This window comes from Hungatella sp., from assembly GCF_046966825.1.
In genome coordinates this window covers 17077-36955 of record NZ_JBKVCZ010000005.1, presented here as the reverse complement: position 1 = coordinate 36955, position 19879 = coordinate 17077, and the positions used below count along the sequence as shown (strand labels likewise).

Sequence of the window (19879 nt, the reverse complement as noted above, 5' to 3'; positions counted from 1 at the left end):
ATAGTGCAAAAACAGTCTTATAAGCGAGCTTAACGCCTGCTTTCGCACTATTTTTCCCGCCGTCCTGAACTGTTACGCGGAAATAATGAATCAGGAGAGCCGTATATCAGAGCTGTTGCCAAATATGCTCTGGTGCGGCTCTTTGTAAAAAGGAAAGGAGACGGAAATTGAAGCCACACGTTATTATAATTATGGCGGACCAGCTGCGGTATGATGTGCTGGGAAAGGGATTTACCCCTAATATTGACTCAATTGCAGCGGATGGGACTGCGTTTGGCCGGGCATACTGTGCCTGCCCTCTCTGCGTGCCTGCCAGAGGTTCGTTTTTTACCGGAACTTATCCCAACAGAAACGGTTCTCTGATCAACCCGTGGGAGCCGGCCGACGCCGTTTATGGAGATGTCAGGCCGGAAATTGGCAACTTATACACAATGATGGAGCGGGATTGGGACAGTATCCACAGTGGGAAGCAGCATTTGTTTACAACCGGAGGAAAATTGGAAGACCGTGTGGATTCCGGTACGCGCTGGTTTTCCACGGAGAAGAGTTATAAAGAATTTTTGAAGGAACACGGCGTTGCCATGCCGGGAGGCGGGAAATTCCGCACAAAGGTACCGGAAATGGTGGACGGAAAGGCTACGAGGGTGAGCAGCTATTCCAACGCGGAGACCGGGAGGTATGAACCGGGAGAGCAGTATTATTTTGATTCTTATTTTACGGAAATGGCGCTGGAAGGCCTGCGGCGGCGGGATACCACGAAGCCTCTTCTGTTAAACGCCATGTTTTTAGCACCTCATCCACCGCTTCAGATACCGGATCCATGGTACAGGGCGGTGGGCGCGGAGGACTTTGCGCTTCCGGATAATATCGGCGTGTACTATCCCAGGCAGTCCCCGCTTCAGATGTATAATCTGACGGGAATCGTGGGGACCCGCTACGGGCGGGAGCACTGGAAGGAGGCATGGAGAGTCTATTTGGGGCTGGTGCGAATGCTGGATCACTGCGTGGGGCGGGTTCTGGAGGAGCTGAAGCGGCAGGGAATCTATGATGACAGCCTGATTCTCTTTACCAGTGACCACGGAGAGATGCTGGGCTCCCACGGCCTGTTTCAGAAGATGTGTATGTACGAGGAATCGGCCCGCGTGCCGCTGTTTATGAAGTTCCCGAAGGGGTTCACACCTTCTGATAAATCGTATGGCCAGGTAGTGAGCCACATCGACGTACTGCCTACACTGTGTGATTACCTTCAGATGGATAGCGGAAATGAAATGGACGGCACATCGCTGATGCCGCTGCTTCGTGGAGAGAGCAGGGCGGAGGGCAGAAATTCTGCTTATATCCAGTATGACGGAAATGGCTCCCGGTCTAATTTTCAGCGCTGTATGATATGGGGGAGATGGAAGCTGATCGTGGATTTATTTAAGGATGAAACATTCTATGAGCTGTACGATCTGGAGGAGGATGTGCAGGAAACTTCCAATCTGATGTTTGACGGAAAACACGATGAGATAGCGGAAGAGATGGCGAACCGCTTAGCCGCGCACAGCCGGGAAACAGGGGATTTACTCACAATGGCTCCCTTTGATGCGGCCGGATTCCGGCGTAAATATGAGGCTTTTCCTGTGTTATAATAAAAACAGGAAGAACAGGAGAAGAGAATGAAAAAAGAAGAGTTACAGAACTATCCGAAGCTGGCTGCGGCGGAACTGGAGGAGGCCCTCGAAACAGCCGTGTCCCAGACCCGTTTTTCCATGTCCAGATTCGGGACCGGGTTCAAACATATTTTCAGTACCAATCACTTTTACACGGAAGCGCCAAATAACCAGTGGACCAACGGCTTCTGGACGGGACAGCTGTGGCTGGCATATGAGTGTTCCGGCGATCCCGAGATGAAACGGACGGCGCTTGCGCAGACCCAATCCTTTCGGTACCGCATCGATCATCAGATTGAGACGGATACCCATGATCTTGGATTTCTGTATACGCCATCCTGTGTGGCGGCCTGGAAGCTGACCGGCAGCGAGGAGGCGAAGGAAACCGCAATTAAGGCGGCCCGCAGGCTTCTGGAGCGTTTTCATGAGAAGGGGCAGTTCCTGCAGGCATGGGGAAGGACAGATGAGCCTGGAAATTACCGGCTGATTATCGACTGTCTTTTGAATCTGCCGCTGCTTTATTGGGCCGGCGAGGTAACCGGAGACAGAATTTACAGGGAAAAAGCGGAGGCCCATGTACATACGGCACTGAGCGTGCTGATCCGTCCTGACAGTTCCGCTTACCATACCTATTATTTTGACCCGGAGACAGGGGAACCGCTGAAGGGAGTCACACATCAGGGGTATTCCGCCGACTCCGCATGGGCCAGAGGACAGGCCTGGGGCGTGTACGGCATCGCATTGAGCTATCGCTATACGGGAAATCCGGAGTATCTCAGGCTGTTTGAGGAGGTAACCGGGTATTTCCTGGATCATCTTCCCCACAGTCTCGTTCCATACTGGGATTTTATCTTCCAGGATGGCAGTATGGAACCCCGGGATTCCTCTGCGGCGGCGGTCGCGGCCTGCGGTATGCTGGAGATGGCGAAATATCTGCCGGAGGAGAAGGCCTCGTACTATACTGGAATTGCCAGCCGGTTGATGAAAGCGCTTTATGACACCTGCGCGGCGAAATCTGATTCAGAGTCGGATGGACTTCTTCTGCACGGAGTATATGGGAGAAAGACGCCTTACAACGACTGTATTGACCATGGGATCGACGAGTGCAATCTCTGGGGGGATTATTATTATCTGGAAGGTCTGGTGAGATTAAAATATGACTGGAATCCATACTGGTAATGGGGGAAATGATATGGCAGAAGTATGCAGAGATCTCCTGAAGGAATGGTGCGAAGCCATGCATCGCCTTCAGATCAGGAATACGAATAACCCAAGGCTTGACGGCGGCCTTCTCTGCCCCGCGTGCGGGAAGATTCACGGGCGCTGCTTTGAGGCGATGTATCCCTTTTTATGTATGGCTGCGCTTGAGAGAGATGAAAAATGGGTGAAAGCCGCTGAGAGGCTTTTTATTTGGGCGGAAAATACGGTGTCACAGGAGGAGGGCTCCTTTTTAAATGATATTGACTCCGGTTGGAAGGGCACGACGGTTTTTAATGTGATCCAGCTGGCGGACTGCCTGTTGTTTCATGAAGCGCTGCTGTCAGACGAAACGAGAGCCGCCTGGAGACAGCGCCTGAAGCTGGCGGCAGAATTCCTGTACCGGTTTGATGAATTAAAGGATAATAATATCAATTATCCCATATCCAATGCGTTGGCCTTATATGAGTGCTGGCTGGTGCTGCACGAGGAACGCTATAAACGAAAAGCGGAAGAACTGGCTGAGCCGTCCGGGCTTCCATTTACCGAACATGATCTGCTGTATGGAGAGGGGGTGCCTCGTGAAAAGAGGAGTCCAAGAGGCTGCCGCCCCATCGATATCGGGTACAATGTTGAGGAGACGCTGCCGTCTCTTGCTCTGTACGGCCATCTGAGCGGAGACCGGAGAGCTCTGGAGGCTGCAGAAAGGGGACTGGCTGCGCATCTGCCGTTTTTACTAGAAAATGGTGCCTGGGACAACAGTTTTGGGACAAGAAATTATAAATGGAGCTACTGGGGGAGCCGCACTTCAGATGGCTGTGCGCTGGGATACCTGCTTCTGGCAGATGACAACCCGGATTTTGTATTGGCGGCTGTAAGAAATCTAAATCTGCTGAAGGAATGTACCGTGGATGGATTGCTGGCGGGAGGTCCGCATTATAGGCTGGCCGGTCAGGCGCCGTGCGTTCATCATACATTTACCCATGCAAAGGTATTGGCTGGAATTCTGGACAGAAATTTAGTGCGGAAGGGAGCAGACGACCGGACAGAGCGGCGCCTGCCAAGACAGCGGACCGAGGGAATCCGGTATTACCCGGAGACGGAAAGCTGGACTGCAACAAAGGGATCCATGACAGCCACGGTGACAGCCTGTGACTGGGAGTATTTACCCGGAGGCCATGTCGGGGGCGGAACACTGTCTCTTCTTCACCATGAGAGACTGGGAACTCTGCTGTGTGCCGGGATGAGCCGGTATACTTTAAAGGAACCAAACAATATGCAGGTTCCCTGCCGGGTCAGACAGGAGTGTCTGGCAGTGAGAATTGAAGCCGAAAAGGACGGTATTGTGTACAGCAGTCTCTATGATGACGATGTCCGGGTATCGGTAGAAGGCGGACTGGTTACTGCCAGCGGAAAGCTGAGAGACGAAAAACGCAGAACGTTGTCTGGCAGAGAACAGAGCTATTGTTTTACTTACCAGGTTTCAGGGGAAGAACTGCGCATTCGGGCGGAGTTTGATGACGGAACGCTGATCTGTCCATTAGTGAGCGGCGCCGATGAAGCGGTGTCAGTGGAGGAGAATGGAAAACGGGTAATAATATGTAAGAAGAACGGGCAGGTGCTGATGGAGTCAAACCGGGAGATGCGTTTACCGTACAGTACAGAGCGTATCTTTAATCTTATACCCGGGCTGCAGGCGCTTCGGGTACAGATCAATCCGCAGGCAGGCTGGGCTGAGGTAGGAATAAGAGTTGAGAGTGGGGAAGAGGATGGATTATGATTTTGTTTTACTTCATATGGTTGTAAATCGGAATTGATTTATAAATGAAAATATTATCGTTAATTATAGTGATATTTACGGTACTTACATATCTGGATAATCACCAGAATAGAAAATGAGCTATCCTCTTGGCAGAGAGGATAGCCCGGTAACTTAAAATTACTGTCTGCTTGATCGGCAATCATCGGTTTCTTGTTAGCCCTTGATTACTTCTAGTTACATTATACACGGGGTACTTGTATTTTTCAAGTACCCTAAAAAAATAAATTACACATTTTAACAAAATAAGCGAGAATTCCCCCACTGACATGAAGTCAAGCCTCGCATCTATAAGATGCAGTCGCACTCTGTGAAATTATCGAGCGTGGATTGAAACACCCCCATCCCCTCCCAGGAATACCACAGCCTCAAACGCCCGAAGCTTCATATGCACCTCGCAGGCCGGAGCGTCTTCATAATTTCCAATCAGCCGGACCCCGTTTTCCGGAAGGCACGCTTTGGGAAGGTCAATGACAGCCGGATCTGAGAAAAAGTTAAGAATCACCAGGAGCATCTGCCCCTGATAGCGCCGTGTATAGGCATAAATGGACGGATGTTCTTCGCATACCGGATTGTAGTCTCCATAGACAACAACTTTATGATTTCTGCGGATACGGATCAGATCCTGATAGTAATGATAGATACTTTCATTGTCACGGATGGCCGCTTCCGCGTTTATCTCTGTGTAGTTTGGATTGACGGGAATCCATGGGACCGCGTCGGTGAATCCGGCATTCGGGGAGGCATCCCACTGCATTGGTGTCCGGGCGTTGTCACGCCCTTTGGCGTAGATCGCTTCCATAACGTGTTCCGGATCCTCGTGAAATACCGTGACAGCCTCGGCATAATGGTTGAGCGTGTCGATGTCCTTGTACTGGCCGATGGAGCTGAACCGGATGTTGGTCATACCCAGCTCCTCGCCCTGGTAGATATAAGGAGTTCCCTGGAGCGTATGAAGGAAGGTAGCCAGCATCTTGGCGCTTTCCACGCGGTATTTTCTGTCGTCCCCAAAGCGGCTTACCATTCGTGCCTGATCATGGTTATTTAAGTACAGACTGTTCCAGCAGCCGTCCGCAAGGCTGGTCTGCCATTTCCCGAATACGGCCTTTAGTTCGGACAGCTTCCATTGACGGATCTGCCACTTGTCTTCACCGACCGCATCGAGATACATGTGCTCGAAGGTGAAGACCATGTTTAACTCATGGCGGTCTTCGTGAGTATAGAGGCGCGCCTGGTCCGTGGTGACCGAGACCATCTCGCCGACGGTGATGAAATCCCGCTGGCTCAGGATGCGCCGGTTCATCTCCTGAAGGTATTCGTGGACGTGCGGGCCGTTGGCAAAGTAAGGTGTGGCCAGATAGGGGCCATCCTCAGGCATATCAGGAAGCTCCGCGGCCTTGGAGATGTAGTTAATTACATCCATGCGGAAGCCGTCAATTCCTTTATCCGTCCAGAACTGCATGATGCGGTACACCTCTTCCCGCACAGACGGATTATCCCAGTTGAGATCAGGCTGTTTCTTTGTGTACAGATGCAGGAAATACTGATCACCCTCCGGTTCCCTTTCCCATGCAGAAAATCCGAAATGACTGCACCAGTTGTTAGGCGGCAGACCGCCCGGTTTCCCATCCCGGAAGAAGTAATAATCCCGGTAGGGGCTGTTTTTGTCCTTTAACGCAGCCTGGAACCAGGGATGCTCGTCAGAGGTATGGTTGACGACCAGATCCATCATCAGCTTTAATCCTCTCTCGTGCATCGCCTTAAGCAGCCGGTCAAATTCCTCCATGGTGCCAAATTCTTCCATGATTTCGCAGTAGTCACTGATGTCATATCCGTTATCATCATTGGGAGAACGGTAGATGGGGGAAAGCCAGATCACGTTCACGCCCAGCTCTTTCAAATAATCCAGTTTCCGGATAATTCCTCCCAGGTCTCCGATTCCATCTCCATTGGAATCCATAAAGCTTCTCGGATAAATCTGATAGACAACCGCCTCTTTCCACCAAGTTTCTTTCATTGAAATCCCCTCCTTTTAACGCTATTGTAGCATGAGATAACCGATCCCACAAACGTTTTCATTCACATTTGAAAAAGAAGTAAATATTCTATATAAAATATTTGACTTTTACGTGTAATATTGCAATAATAGAATCATATTTGTACCACAAACGTTTTGGAAAAGTGAGGTATTTTATGGAAAAAATAGAATTGGGGGAATGGAGCGTGTCGGTGTCCCGGTGGGATCGGGCGTGGCAGCCCCAGATGGAATCGCTGTTCTGCCAGGGAAACGGGTATCTGGGGGTACGTGGCGCGGTGGATGAGCCGGTTCCCGGGCAGAAACGCGATACGTTTATTGCAGGGACGTATGATTCCTGTTTTGGCGAGGTCTCTGAGCTTCCGAATCTTCCGGATGTGATGGGAAAGGAGATTACTATTGACGGGGAGCTGCTCCAGCTGAGCGGAAGAAATCATGAGGATTACTGTGCCGTGCTTCATCTGGATAATGGGCTGGCTGAGAGGCACTTTACATACAGAACGGAACAGGGGAAACAGGTGAAGGTAAAGATGGAGCGGTTTGTATCGTTAAAGAACCGCCATCTGCTGATGCAGAGACTGTCTCTGATTTTGGAGGAACCGGCAAAGCTGGAGATCAGGACCGGAATCAACGGACAGGTGAGTAACAGCGGGGCTCAGCATTTTACGGAAGGTACGAGGCACTGCGTTCCGGGAGAGCGGGAGGAACTGTCGTTTCAGGCGTGGGATTCAGGGGTGCGCTTTGCCGCTGTCTGCGCTCCGAGGCTGACTGCAGGATCATACCGCGCTTCCATTGACATGGACCGGCGCAGGATTGGAACGCTCTACCATATTTCCGCGGAAAAAGGGGAGGAGATCGTGCTTGAAAATGCGGCCGCTTTTTATACCTCCAGAGATGCAGAGTATTGGGACGGCGAAAGCCCTTTTGCAGATTCACCTTTCAAAGAGACAGCGTGTGGGAAACACAAGAGCCTTTCCATCGTGGATGATGCCAATGCACTGGCGGCCGAAGCCGCCAAAGCAGGATTCGAGCATTCGCTTAAAGAGAGCGGCGAGGCGTGGCAAAGGTACTGGGACTTACATGATATCCGGATTGACAGCGATGAGGTGTTTGATTCCTGTGCGGCCAGATTTGCCCTTTACCACCTGCGAATCATGACGCCAGTGCATGACGAGCGGATGAATATCGGTGCGAAGGGGCTGTCCGGGGAGGCCTATAAGTGCCATACGTTCTGGGATACGGAGATGTTCCTCTTTTCGGCCTGGCTGTACACAGAGCCGGAGGTGGCCAGACGGCTGCTGCGTTACCGCTATCTCACGCTGCCGAAGGCGAAGGAAAAGGCGGCGCAGTACGGATGTGAGGGGGCGCTGTTCCCATGGGAGAGCGCCTGGATTACAGACGGAGAGGTCACACCGTCAGAGGGAGCGCCCGACGTGGTGACGGGAAAGCCGATTCCCATCTATACCGGTACCCAGGAGATTCATGTCAATGCAGATATTGCGTACGCGGTCCATCGGTATTTTGAAGCCACGGACGATACCGCATTTATGGAAGAATGCGGCTATGAGATGATACTGGAGACGGCGCTGTACTGGGCTTCCCGCGCGGAGTGGAACGAAGAGAAGAAACAGTACGAGATACACGGCGTGATCGGACCCGATGAATACAGTGAACACGTATCCAACAATGCCTATACGAATTATATGGCTTCATGGAATATCAATGAGGCGCTCCGCATCCTGGAAAGGCTCCGGCAGGCAGGTAAGACGGATCTTCTGGAAGCACTGGAGGAGAGGACGGGCGCTGTCTCCAGAGAAGTATGGATGAAGGACCGGGCGGAGAAGCTGGTGCTTCCAAAGCCGGATGACAGGGGAATCATTCCGCAGGATGAGGCGTTTTTAAATCTGCCGGAACTGGACCTGACGCCGTTTAAAAAGGGTGGGAGGAAGATTCTGGAAAGCTTTAATGTAGAGCAGCTCTGCGGATATCAGGTCTTAAAGCAGGCAGATGTGGTAATGCTGCTGTCCTCGATGCCGGACCTGTTTCCGGAGGATATTATTCTTAAAAATTATCAATATTATGAAGCGCGTTGTGTTCACGATTCGTCCTTAAGCTTTAATGTGCACAGCATGACGGCGGCCCGCCTCGGTATGACAGAGGAGAGCTTCCGGCTGTTCCGGAAGGCCGCCGGAGTGGATTTAAACGGCGGGCTGTCCTCCGCAGAGGGAATTCATGCGGCGGCAATGGGCGGAATCTGGCAGTGTATCGTTCTGGGGTTCGCCGGATTATCGGTAAAGGATGGGCGTCTTGCGATGGAACCCCATCTGCCGGAATCCTGGCGAAGTGTTTCATTTTCATTCGTCTGGAAAGGCGAAAGGTTTGAGATCACAGTGGATCATGAGGAGGTGCGGTATGGTAAAACTGGTGGATGTAGCAAAGGCCTGCGGCCTGTCGGTGTCACAGACGAGCCGGGCGCTTAACGGCAGACAGGACGTCAGCGAGGAGACGAAACGGCGCGTGAGCCAGACGGCCGCGGCCATGGGATATGTGAAAAATCTGACGGCACAGACGTTATCTGCTAAGAAGCCGATGCAGCTGGCTGTTGTCGTGACAGGGGTCAGCGAGCAGACGGAGAACTCCTCCTTTTTCTTTGGATTATGCAGGGAGTGAATTCATTTGCCAATCAGAACGGTTATGAGACCGTGGTATATATGATGGAGAACAGCCCGGAATGCTTCGAGACGTACTGCAGGCAGCGGGGGGCGGGAGGAATGATCCTGATGAATGCGGATTACGATGAACCGGCGGTTAAGAAGCTGGCTGAAGGGGATTTCCCCTGTGTCTTCATCGATATTCCGTATACAGGGGAGAGAAAGGGATGCGTCATCGTCAACAATGCCTATTATTCAAGACTTGCCGTGGAACACATGGTGAAACGCGGCCGGAAACGCATTGCCATGATAACCGGAAGCGGCCATTCCATCGTGGAAAAGGAGCGGGAAGAGGGATATAGGCAGGCGCTTAGTCAGGCGGGGCTTACGGTCAGGCCGGAATGGATTGTGAAGGGCGATTTCCGCTACGATATGGCTCATGAACAGGCGATCCGGCTTATGGAGAAGGAGCCGAGGCTCGACGGATTCTTCTGCGCCAGCGATTTGATGGCCCTGGGAGTCATCAACGCACTGCGGGGGCAGCACATAAAGATTCCGAAACAGATTTCCGTATTTGGATTTGATGGACTCTTGAGCAGCGAATACGCCAGACCAAAGCTGTCAACCATCCGCCAGAACCAGAAATACAAGGGATTTCTGGCGGCCAGGATGCTGACAGATATTCTGGGGAATGAAGCGTATGAGCCGACCGTGATCGTGCCCTGCGAGGTATGCCTCCGGGAATCCGTATAGAGAGGTGGGGGGATGAACTGGTACAAACATATTCCGCTTCAAAGAAAGATTCTGGCAGCCTGTCTCGTCGTAATTCTGGTTCCATTAACAATACTGGTCAGTCTTGTGCTGAGAAGAAGCATGGAGGAGGAGATTGACAGAAGCATCGTGAACATGACGCAGGCAAATGAGATGATCGATGACCGGCTGGAGACCATTGTGAACCATTTGAAGACCACTTCAGCCATGTATCTGGTCTATCCGGACATTATCCAGTATGTGAAAAATGATTTCAACATGGACCGGACGGAATACATCACCACTCTGCGGGAGCTGAGAAAAAATGTGATGTCGGCGAAAATCAATCCCTACGTCTCCAGCATCACTTATTTGTCCAACAAAAATAACGCCTACAGCGGCGCCGGATATAATGAGAATTACATGAGCAGGATCGAAGGCTTTGCCGAGACCATGAAGGCGGAAAAGATTAAAAATATGCTGTCACCGGTCTACGAGACCGTGATCAACCAGCAGAGTGTCAGGACGATTACCTACGGGTTCTCCCTGGTGGATACCTATACGTTTGAACAGGTGGGGTACGCCTTTATCAACCTGGATTTAAAGCAGTTCGGGCAGAGCTTTATGGTCTTTACCGAGGATGGAAGCATGGATACCCTGGCGGTGCAGGGAGATTACGTAATCTATCAGGGACAGCGGGTGACGGATGCCATGGCTTCCCATGTGAGGCAGGCGCTTCTTGAGAGGAAGGAGAGCTTTGCCGCCAATAAAAATCAGGTGATGAATTTGAATTTTTCCGGGGAAGACTGGCGTATGGTGGCGACTTATAATGAAGCGCTGGACTTAACCATCGTCAGCATGGCTGCGGGGCGGGTGCTGAAGCTTCATATGATGCAGGGAATGGCCTCCTATGTGATCATTGTTGTGATTATGACCGCAGTATTCATCGGCGTCAGCATCCTGCTGAGTGTGAAGCTGACACGGCCGATCCGCGTACTGGAGGAAGGCATGCATCAGGTGGAAAATGGAAAACTGGTTCCCATCACACAGGAGCTGAACCGCCAGGACGATTTAGGCCGGCTGATTCTTGGGTTTAATAACATGACGGCCAGGCTGAAGGAGAGCATTTTAAGGGAGTATGAATCGAAGAATCTACAGAAAAAGGCGCAGATCATGATGCTGGAGAGCCAGATCAATCCCCATTTTCTGTATAATACGTTAAATGTCATCAATTCCATCGCCATCCTGGAGGACGTGCCGGAGATATCGGAGCTGGCGACCGGGCTGGGAGATATGTTCCGTTATAACATCAGCGGAGGAAGTCTGGTCACGGTGATGGATGAGATCACGCAGATCGAGCGGTATGCCAATATTCAGAAGCTGTGCATGGCGGGGCGGATCGAGACCGTATTTGATGTTCCCGAGGAGGTCAGAGGGAAGAAGATTCTCAAATTTTTGCTTCAGCCACTGGTTGAGAACTGTTTTGAACACGGATTTTCTCAGGATAAGAGAGATGGACGGATCGGGATCAGGGCTTCCTCGGAGGAAGGCGTCGTAACGCTGACCGTGGAGGACAACGGCGCCGGGATGTCGGAAGCTCGTCTTAAACAGCTGACGGAGAAATGCCGGGAGCAGGGATCGCTGTGTCTGGAAAAAGAGGAGACGGATTCCATCGGTCTATTGAATGTGAATTTCCGTCTGAAGAATTATTATGGAGAAGAGTACGGTTTGATCCTGGAGAGTGAGGAAGGCAGGGGAACAAAGATCACCATCAGGATCCCTGAGAGTGAGAAAAAGTCATAGGAAGCGGGGGAAGTCATGAAGTTTGCAGTTGCGGATGATGTTCTTTTGGCCAGAAAGGCTGTAGAAAAATTAATACTGGAATGGGACAGGGACAGCACCATATGCTGCTCCTGTGACAATGGCGATGAGGTTTTGAAGGTGCTGGAGGAGCAAAACATGGATGTGCTGGTGGCGGATATCCGGATGCCAGGACTGAACGGAATCGCCTTATCCGAGGTGGTGCGCCAGCGTTTTCCTTCGGTGGATGTGGTTTTGGTGAGCGGATACGCCACGTTTGATTACGCCAGAGCCGCCCTTCATAACGGGGTGCGGGATTATCTGTTGAAACCGCTCAAGAGAGAGGATCTGTTTCACACCCTGGATACTATAAAGAAGGCGCGCACAGAGGAGAAGCGGCAGGAGGATCTGCTCCGTGACGTACAGAAACGCGCAGGAAGTTTTCTCCTGCTCCGGTATTTATCGGGGGAGGAGCGTCCCGAGGACGTGCTGCCCGAGGAGATGACAGGACTGAAAAACGGGTGTTTCTTTGCGGCTCAGATCATGGTGAATGGAATGGGATTTGAGGAACTGTCCATACGGCTGCGGGATCTGTCTTTTGGCCGGGACCTGATTTTCGAGGATATTCTGCATTCCGGAGCGGGAATCATCGTCTCCTGCGGGGAAGAACGTGCCATGGCGGTGTTTGATAAGAAGCTCCGGGCATTAAATACGCTGGCGGAACAGGGAAAGAAGGAGGGCCGTCAGGCCGCAGTCGGAGTCAGCCTGCTTCTCACGGGACCGGATTCCATAAGGGAAGCATACTCCCAAGCGAGAAGGGCCTGCTGTCTGCGGCTCCAGGATCCGGAACGGGGATTATACGTTTTCGATCATGACAGGGGAAAGGAACTGCTCTCAAAGGAAGACTTACATTTAATTCGAAACCATTTGAATGCCAGGCGGGTGAAGGAGGCAAAAGAGTTTTGCCTCAAGAAACTGGTACAGCAGGAAAAGGCGACGGTCCTGCAGCTGGAGCAGGCATACCAGGCGCTTCTGGGTATCTGTTTTACCATGGATACGGAAACGATTTACCGGCCTCTCTGGGATTTTGAGGACATGGGCGGGCTTCTGGACTATATCTGCAGCATGGCGTGCTGCATCGAAGAGGCGGACCGGTCCATAAATGAAGGAGACATTATTGACGAAATCCAGGCATTCCTGGAAGAAAATTATTACTGTGAGATCTCTTTAAATGAGCTGGCAGCGACGAAGTATTTCATGAATCCCAACTATCTGAGCCGTCTCTTCAAGGCGCGGACCGGAATGGGATTTTCCAAGTACCTGCTTGGCCTGCGTATGAAAAAGGCGGAAGAACTCCTGGAAAGCGGGGATATGAATATCAATGAGGTGGCGCTTATGGTGGGATACACCAGCCCTTCCTATTTCATTCAGAATTTTAAGAAATATTTCGGCCGGACTCCGGGAACACAGAGAAACAGGCCTGAATCACGCTGATGTAAAAATACAATAAAAGACGTGTAATATAAATGTAAAATTAATGCATAATAACGGAAAAGTAACATAATTGATATCTGTTGATGTCAGTTTTGCAATATGATTGAAAAAAATAAACGCTATAATATGGGTATAAGATACAAGTGACTTATACCCATATTTTTCGCATTGTAAGGAGGATATCTATGAAAAAAGTATTGAGTGTAGCAATGGCGGCAGTAATGGTAGTGTCTATGGCCGGATGCGGTTCGTCCAACAAACCGGCAGAGACCACGGCGGCGCCGGCCACGTCCACGGAGAAGACGGAGGAGACGACGGCAGCCGAGACGAAGGAGGCCGCATCAACAGGAGAAGTGACAACCATTGAGTTCTTCCAGATGAAGGACGAGGGAACCGATTATTACACGGCGCTGATCAAGGAATTCGAGGCTCAGAACCCGGATATCAAGATCGAGTACACCAACGTTCCGGATGCGGAGACCGTCCTGATGACGAGAATGGCTTCCGACCAGGTTCCGGACGTATTTACCCATTTCCCGCTGGACGCTTCCTTCCGGGAGCAGGTAAAGGCCGGATATATGATGGATTTAACCGGAGAAAAGATGCTTGATAATGTGGCGGATGATATTCTGGATATCAGCCTCATCGACAGCAAATCGTATTCGATCCCGGTATCCTTAAATATGCTGGGCGTTTATTACAACAAAGATTTATTTGATAAAGCAGGTGTTGAGATTCCGGCAACCATTGAAGACTTATACAAGGTCTGCGATACGTTAAAAGCAGCCGATATCACACCGTTTACATTCCCGGATAAGGATGTATGGACGGTTCGCCAGTTCTGTGACCGTGCCAGCGTAACCATGCTGGAAGATCCGGTAGGACTGTTTGAAGATATTGCAGCAGGAGAGACTACAGCTGCCGACTCCAAGGAGCTCCGCCAGATGGGCGAGACCATTGTGAAGCTTCGCCAGTATGGCCAGGAAGATAACCTGGGAACCGGCCAGGAGCAGGCCATCGCAGATTTTGCAAACGGCAAGGCAGCCATGTTCTTCTCCGGAACCTTCGCATACCCGGAGATCGTAAAGAGCAACCCGGATCTTCAGTTTGCCATGTTCCGTTACCCATCCTTCAATGGAAGCAGCATTGACCGTCTGGGCGTCAACATCGATACGGCATTCAGTATTTCCGCAGCAACAAAGTATCCGGAAGCGGCAAAACGTTTCGTAGAGTACTGCACCAGCCCTGAAAATGCACAGCAGTTCTCCGATTACGATGGAACTCCGTCGGCAATCAAGGGTGTTAACTTTAATAAGACCGAGTTTGAATCCATGTTTAAGGATTATATCCAGACTGGTAAGACCATGAGCGTTCCGTCCAACAGCTGGCCGCCGTCATTCGGTGGAGAGTACGGAAATATCTGCCAGGAACTGATTGATACCAAGGATGTAGACCAGTGGCTTGACAACTTAAATCAGTTAATTATGGATACCTATAACAACTAAGCTTTTACGAGAGGGTGAGATTCTTGCCAGGACGCATTTTGGCCGGGTGGCACTAATTTCACCCTCTTTCTAATTAGAAGAGAATCGTTCAGAAAGGGTGATGGACCGTGAAAAACAAACCAAAACGGCCGAAGGCGGGACGCGCCGCTTATATGGCATTTACACTGCCGGCAATTATTCTATATACGGTCTTTTTCGTATTTTCCGTAATCTACGGAATTTACTACAGTTTTACGAACTGGAACGGATATGCAAAGGAGTATAAATTTGTCGGTGTCAACAACTATGCAAGGCTGTTTTCAGACCGTGTCTTCAAACGTGCGCTGGTCTTCACCGTAGAATACAGTGCAATTCTTGTGGTGGGAGTCATCACCATCGCGCTGATTCTGGCGGTTATCCTGTGTTCGAAGATTAAACAGCAGACTTTTTTCCGGGCCGCTTTCTTTTTCCCGGCAACGCTGAGCCTCGTTACCATAGGCCTTGTTTTCAATGAAATCTATTACCGGGTGATCCCGCTGATCGGAAAGAGTTTAAATATTGATTTCCTGAGTAAGAATATTCTGTCCAGTTCATCTACTGCCATGTGGGGAATCCTGATCGTCCATATCTGGAGGAGTGTGTCGATCCCCATGGTGCTGCTGATCGCCGGGATGCAGAATATCTCCGGAGACTTATACGAAGCGGCCGCCATCGATGGGGCCAATGGAGTGCAGCGTTTCTTCCGCATCACGCTTCCGCTTCTGATGCCGGTCTTAAGCGTCTGTATCATCCTGGTGACAAAAGAAGGACTGACGGTCTTCGACTATATTACAGTCATGACCAGCGGTGGACCCGCGGGTTCTACCCAGTCCATTGCGTTCTTAATCTATGAAAATGCCTTTATGAACCAGAAATTCAGCTATGCGATCACCCAGTCTGTCGTAATCTTTGTGCTGGTGTGTGTCGTGTCGTATTTCCAGTTCAGGACGACGAGGAAGGAGGACTGACCATGAATGTAAAAAAGGAAAAGCAGCTGCGGCCCTCCAGTTTCCTCAAATATTTGTTTTTGATCTTGGGCTGTCTGGTGATTGCCGCGCCCTTGTATGTGACAATTATTACTGCATTTAAGACGAGAGAGGAATCGACGGTCAATTTCTTCTCCTTTCCCAGCCAGTTTTATCTGGGGAATTTTCGGGAAATTATTGAAAAACAGAACTATTTCCGCTATTTAGGAAATACCGTTATTATTACGGTCTGTTCCCTGATCCTGATGGCGCTTGTCATTCCCTCGCTGTCTTACGCACTTTCCCGGAACATGAGACGGTCCAAATTCTACCGTTTCTCTTATATCTATCTGGTCATCGGCCTCTTCGTGCCCTTCCAGGTAGTTATGATTCCGTTAGTGAAGATCGCCAGTTCCTTTCATATGTCCAATATCTGGGGGCTGATTGTCTTAAATCTGGTGTTTGCGCTGCGCGACGGCGTGTTCCTCTTCGTGGCGTATATGGACAGTGTGCCCCGGGAGCTGGAGGAGAGTGCGTTTATCGACGGGGCCGGAGTGGTTCAGACGTATATCCAGATCGTATTCCCTCTGGTAAAACCCATGACCGCCACGATCATGATTCTGAACGGGCTTTCCGTTTGGAACGACTTTATGCTTCCGCTGCTCCTGTTAAACAAATCCAAGGACAGCTGGACGCTGCAGCTGTTCCAGTATAATTTTAAGACGACGTATTCCTTTGACTATAATCTGGCCTTCGCATCATTTCTGCTGTCCATGCTGCCGGTGATGGTGGTCTATGTATTTGCTCAGAAATACATTATTCAGGGCCTGACCACAGGCGCAGTCAAAGGCTGAGTGCGAAAGGAGATTAATATGGAAATTAAATATCTGGGCACGGCCGCCGCAGAAGGATGGCCGGCCGTGTTCTGTACCTGTGAGGCGTGTAAGAGGGCGAGGGCGCTGGGAGGAAAGAATATCAGGACCCGCTCCCAGGCCATTGTGGATAATACGGTTCTCATCGATCTTCCGCCCGATACGTATCTCCATGTCCTGCGGGAGGGAATAACGATTGACGCGGTCGAATCGGTGTTGATTACCCATTCTCATCAGGATCATTTTTATCCCATGGAGCTGCTGATGCGCGGCGAGCCATACGCGCACCAGCCCGGAGCACCGGTTCTCACGGTCTATGGAAATGATAAGGTGGAAGCGGCATACCGGGTGGCCATGGAGATGAACGACAGCCCTACGCTTCACGCACAGCTGGATTTTAAGCGGGTAAGGCCCCTCGAACCGGTAACACTGCCTTCCGGATACGTGGTGACGCCGCTGGCGGCCAACCATGCAAAGGATGAAAACTGCCTCGTATACCTGCTGGAAAAGGACGGAAAATGTCTCTTCTATGGCCATGATTCGGGAAGCTACCCGGAAGAGACATGGGATTATTTAAGAGGGAAAATGATCAGCCTTGTCAGCTTCGACTGTACCAATGTGGAGGCGCCCGACGGAAATTATCACATGGGGCTGCCTGACAACCGGAATGCAAAAGCACGCATGATTCGTGAGGGATGCGCCGGAGAGAACACGGTGTTTGTGATCAACCATTTCTCTCACAATGGAAAGCTGATGCACGAAGAGATCGTGGACTGTGTCCGCGAGGACGGATTCGTGGTGGCATATGATGGTATGACGGTGGGATTCTGATCATGGAAATGGGGGAACGTTTAAGGAGAAAGCAGAAGGAAGTATTTCTGTTCTGCTGGACCGGTTATTTCCTGACGTATTTCGGGCGGCTGAATCTATCCGTGGCCATGAACGCCATGGCGCTGGAATTTGCCAGCGGCGCCGCGGTGATCGGCCTGACCGGGAGCGTGTTTTTCTGGGTCTATGCGGTGGGGAAGCTGGTCAACGGTTATGCGGGGGATTATCTGGACAACAGGCATCAGGTATTTTTTGGGCTGATGGTGTCGGGCGCTGCGAATGTGGCTATCGGATTCGTCCACAACATATGGATCATCATCCTTTTATGGGCGGTGAACGGATTCGCGCAGAGCGCCATCTGGTGCAATATGATCAGTCTGATTGCCCACTGGTTTTACGAGGAACAGCACGCGGGAGCCGCGGTGTGGCTGTCCACCTCCATGGTGGGAGGAACGCTGGCCGGCTGGGGGATCTGTGGCTTTATTATCCGGGCGGCATCCTGGCAGTGGGTATTTTTAATACCTGGCTTCGCCCTGATTCTGTTTGCGCTGCTGTGGAAGACGTATGTAAAAAATACGGCAGTGGAAGCCGGATTTACGGATTTTCAGAGCGTTCGGGTGATGAAACCGTCCGCGGCATTTCTGGAACATACGGACTCCTCTTCGGGCATCGGAAACCGGCTTGGGAAGTTTATTCTGGCTTCCGGCCTGATCTGGATTATACTCGCCTGCCTGGCGCAGGGGGTGATCAAGGATGGAATTGGCCTGTGGGGACCGACCATGATACAGGATATCTATGGCGTGGACGCCGGTACGGCCTCGTTCCTGCTGTTGTTTATACCGGTGATGAATTTTATGGGCATCACCCTGGTGGGAATGATTCAGAGAAAACGGCTTCTGAAGGAAGAGACGCTGGTGGTGATTATGATGATCCTATCGGTATTTATCCTGGCCGGGCTTCGCGTCTTTATGGGAAAATCGCTGGCTGCCGGGGTACTTTTATTAGGCGGCGTCAGCGCCGTGATGTACGGTGTAAATACGATTCTGCTGGGAGTATTTCCGCTTCGCTTCGCAAGGGCCAACCGGGCCAGCTTCGTATCGGGGCTGCTGGATTTCTGCTCCTATGTGGCCGCCGGTCTGTCCTCCGTGTTTTCCGGGCTGGTTATCCAGCTGGGACTGGGGTGGAACAGCGTGTTTTTGGTGTGGCTGGCGCTAACGGTGATGGGCGTTGGGGCGTTGGGGGTGTTTGGGTGGAAGTACAAGGCGAAGACCGGAAGATAGAATGGAAACGGAATAAGAGGGGAATAAAAAGTCTGACTCACTCAGTTTATGACTTTTTATCCCCCTCTTTTACTGTACGATTATTCGATTCTGGCAGTACCACGAATCTCTTCGAAGGATGAGATTCCCATTTGTCCGGCCAGCACTTCTAAATCCTTCAACAGGCGATGCATAAAGTCTGGCCTGGAAAGATTGGCAGATCCAACCTGTACCGCATAGGCCCCTGCCATGATGTATTCGATCACATCCTCTGCACATGAAATACCGCCGATTCCAATGACGGGAATATCTACGGCTGCAGCCGCTCTGCGGCACATCAGGATTCCCACCGGTTTAAAGGCCGGGCCGGAGAATCCACCGGAGCCGCCTCCGCCGCAGCGATATGTTCCGGTCTGGATATCAATACAGGAACCGTTTAGGCTGCTGTAGCTGGTTATGGCATCGGCGCCTCCCTCCTGACAGGCTACCGATATTTCCTCTACAGGAATGTCGCCGCCTGGCACCTTGGCGATCAGCCATTTGCGCGGGGCTGCTGCACGGACGCGGGCTACAAGATCTTTTAATTCAACTGGATTTTTCCAGTAGGGAGTTCCGGGTCCGTAGGGACAATTCAAGTTGATTTCAATGCCCATAATCCGGTCCATCTGTTCGATAGAGGCGGCCAGTTCTTCCATCTGATATTTATCAATGGCTTTCATGTCAATAATAAGCGGTGTGGTCTCGCAGGGAAGATGTGGCAGTATCTCTTTTTCGAATTCAAAAATGCTCATGTTGTTTTTAGAGAGAGCACTGATAAATCCATTATTGGTCTTACATATTTTTTTTGCCATGGTAGGTGATCCGCTGTCTATGAACATGGAGTTTGGCATCATGGCACCCAGTTCATTCAAATCAAAGTACTTTGCGTGTTCGATTAAGTTTCCCAGCGTAGCCGCAGCGGGCATAAGCGGATTTTTTAAGCGGATATCTCCTATGGAAGATGGGATTGTTACATTTAAATTCATAATTTGTGG

At 50.9% G+C, this 19879-nt stretch carries 15 protein-coding genes; 13 read left to right on the top strand and 2 right to left on the bottom strand.

The window, feature by feature from the left end; genetic code table 11:
• The first annotated feature begins 167 nt into the window (after positions 1–167).
• From ACLTD4_RS02910 to ACLTD4_RS02900, 3 genes are read left to right on the top strand one after another with little or no spacing between them, the layout of a single operon-like run.
• A complete protein-coding gene (locus tag ACLTD4_RS02910) occupies positions 168–1631 on the top strand; it encodes a sulfatase (protein ID WP_117622225.1) in 1464 nt (487 codons plus the stop codon).
• Positions 1632–1658: 27 nt separating this feature from the next.
• Positions 1659–2831, top strand: a complete 1173-nt coding sequence (locus tag ACLTD4_RS02905; protein ID WP_117622226.1) for a glycoside hydrolase family 88 protein — start codon at positions 1659–1661, stop codon at positions 2829–2831.
• A 13-nt stretch (positions 2832–2844) separates the two neighbouring features.
• Complete coding sequence (locus ACLTD4_RS02900) at positions 2845–4629, top strand: hypothetical protein (RefSeq protein ID WP_117622227.1); 1785 nt, start codon at positions 2845–2847, stop codon at positions 4627–4629.
• Positions 4630–4984: 355 nt separating this feature from the next.
• Here the strand turns inward: ACLTD4_RS02900 and ACLTD4_RS02895 are convergent, their stop codons facing one another.
• Complete coding sequence (locus ACLTD4_RS02895; protein ID WP_117622228.1) at positions 4985–6685, bottom strand: glycoside hydrolase family 13 protein; 1701 nt, start codon at positions 6683–6685, stop codon at positions 4985–4987.
• Positions 6686–6861: 176 nt separating this feature from the next.
• On the opposite strand from ACLTD4_RS02895, the gene ACLTD4_RS02890 reads away from it, so the two are divergent.
• The 10 genes from ACLTD4_RS02890 (at position 6862) to ACLTD4_RS02845 (ending at position 18866) form a co-directional block, all read left to right on the top strand.
• Entirely contained in the window at positions 6862–9183 is a 2322-nt protein-coding gene (locus tag ACLTD4_RS02890; RefSeq protein WP_117622229.1) for a glycoside hydrolase family 65 protein, read from the top strand.
• Positions 9116–9373 (top strand): LacI family DNA-binding transcriptional regulator, encoded by a 258-nt coding sequence (locus ACLTD4_RS02885; RefSeq protein WP_412331106.1) that lies wholly within the window; start codon positions 9116–9118, stop codon positions 9371–9373. The genes ACLTD4_RS02890 and ACLTD4_RS02885 overlap by 68 nt, the downstream gene beginning before the upstream one ends.
• The gene (locus ACLTD4_RS02880) at positions 9370–10107 is read left to right on the top strand and encodes a LacI family DNA-binding transcriptional regulator (RefSeq protein ID WP_412331105.1); all 738 of its coding nucleotides are present in this window, start codon (positions 9370–9372) and stop codon (positions 10105–10107) included. The genes ACLTD4_RS02885 and ACLTD4_RS02880 overlap by 4 nt, the downstream gene beginning before the upstream one ends.
• 12 nt (positions 10108–10119) lie before the next feature.
• The gene (locus ACLTD4_RS02875; RefSeq protein WP_055658490.1) at positions 10120–11907 is read left to right on the top strand and encodes a sensor histidine kinase; all 1788 of its coding nucleotides are present in this window, start codon (positions 10120–10122) and stop codon (positions 11905–11907) included.
• A 15-nt stretch (positions 11908–11922) separates the two neighbouring features.
• A complete protein-coding gene (locus tag ACLTD4_RS02870; RefSeq protein WP_117622230.1) occupies positions 11923–13398 on the top strand; it encodes a helix-turn-helix domain-containing protein in 1476 nt (491 codons plus the stop codon).
• Between the two features lie 185 nt (positions 13399–13583).
• The gene (locus ACLTD4_RS02865) at positions 13584–14903 is read left to right on the top strand and encodes an ABC transporter substrate-binding protein (RefSeq protein WP_117622231.1); all 1320 of its coding nucleotides are present in this window, start codon (positions 13584–13586) and stop codon (positions 14901–14903) included.
• Positions 14904–15010: 107 nt separating this feature from the next.
• Positions 15011–15889 carry a carbohydrate ABC transporter permease gene (locus tag ACLTD4_RS02860; RefSeq protein WP_025530677.1) on the top strand — a complete coding sequence of 293 codons (879 nt, stop codon included), beginning with the start codon at positions 15011–15013 and terminating at the stop codon, positions 15887–15889.
• Positions 15890–15891: 2 nt separating this feature from the next.
• Positions 15892–16740 carry a carbohydrate ABC transporter permease gene (locus ACLTD4_RS02855; RefSeq protein WP_117622232.1) on the top strand — a complete coding sequence of 283 codons (849 nt, stop codon included), beginning with the start codon at positions 15892–15894 and terminating at the stop codon, positions 16738–16740.
• 18 nt (positions 16741–16758) lie between these two features.
• Positions 16759–17589 (top strand): MBL fold metallo-hydrolase, encoded by an 831-nt coding sequence (locus ACLTD4_RS02850; protein ID WP_412331104.1) that lies wholly within the window; start codon positions 16759–16761, stop codon positions 17587–17589.
• Positions 17590–17591: 2 nt separating this feature from the next.
• Positions 17592–18866, top strand: a complete 1275-nt coding sequence (locus ACLTD4_RS02845) for an MFS transporter (protein ID WP_117622234.1) — start codon at positions 17592–17594, stop codon at positions 18864–18866.
• An 80-nt stretch (positions 18867–18946) separates the two neighbouring features.
• Here ACLTD4_RS02845 and ACLTD4_RS02840 read toward each other — a convergent pair whose 3' ends face one another.
• Complete coding sequence (locus ACLTD4_RS02840) at positions 18947–19870, bottom strand: nitronate monooxygenase (RefSeq protein WP_055658500.1); 924 nt, start codon at positions 19868–19870, stop codon at positions 18947–18949.
• Positions 19871–19879: the final 9 nt, after the last annotated feature.

Excerpts from the sequence above, each read along its gene's own strand:
- ACLTD4_RS02855 (WP_117622232.1), top strand. The coding sequence starts at position 15,892 with ATGAATGTAAAAAAGGAAAAGCAGCTGCGGCCCTCCAGTTTCCTCAAA.
- ACLTD4_RS02900 (WP_117622227.1), top strand. The coding sequence starts at position 2,845 with ATGGCAGAAGTATGCAGAGATCTCCTGAAGGAATGGTGCGAAGCCATG.
- ACLTD4_RS02850 (WP_412331104.1), top strand. The coding sequence starts at position 16,759 with ATGGAAATTAAATATCTGGGCACGGCCGCCGCAGAAGGATGGCCGGCC.
- ACLTD4_RS02870 (WP_117622230.1), top strand. The coding sequence starts at position 11,923 with ATGAAGTTTGCAGTTGCGGATGATGTTCTTTTGGCCAGAAAGGCTGTA.
- ACLTD4_RS02845 (WP_117622234.1), top strand. The coding sequence starts at position 17,592 with ATGGAAATGGGGGAACGTTTAAGGAGAAAGCAGAAGGAAGTATTTCTG.
- ACLTD4_RS02865 (WP_117622231.1), top strand. The coding sequence starts at position 13,584 with ATGAAAAAAGTATTGAGTGTAGCAATGGCGGCAGTAATGGTAGTGTCT.
- ACLTD4_RS02905 (WP_117622226.1), top strand. The coding sequence starts at position 1,659 with ATGAAAAAAGAAGAGTTACAGAACTATCCGAAGCTGGCTGCGGCGGAA.
- ACLTD4_RS02885 (WP_412331106.1), top strand. The coding sequence starts at position 9,116 with ATGGTAAAACTGGTGGATGTAGCAAAGGCCTGCGGCCTGTCGGTGTCA.
- ACLTD4_RS02890 (WP_117622229.1), top strand. The coding sequence starts at position 6,862 with ATGGAAAAAATAGAATTGGGGGAATGGAGCGTGTCGGTGTCCCGGTGG.
- ACLTD4_RS02840 (WP_055658500.1), bottom strand. The coding sequence starts at position 19,870 with ATGAATTTAAATGTAACAATCCCATCTTCCATAGGAGATATCCGCTTA.
- ACLTD4_RS02895 (WP_117622228.1), bottom strand. The coding sequence starts at position 6,685 with ATGAAAGAAACTTGGTGGAAAGAGGCGGTTGTCTATCAGATTTATCCG.
- ACLTD4_RS02875 (WP_055658490.1), top strand. The coding sequence starts at position 10,120 with ATGAACTGGTACAAACATATTCCGCTTCAAAGAAAGATTCTGGCAGCC.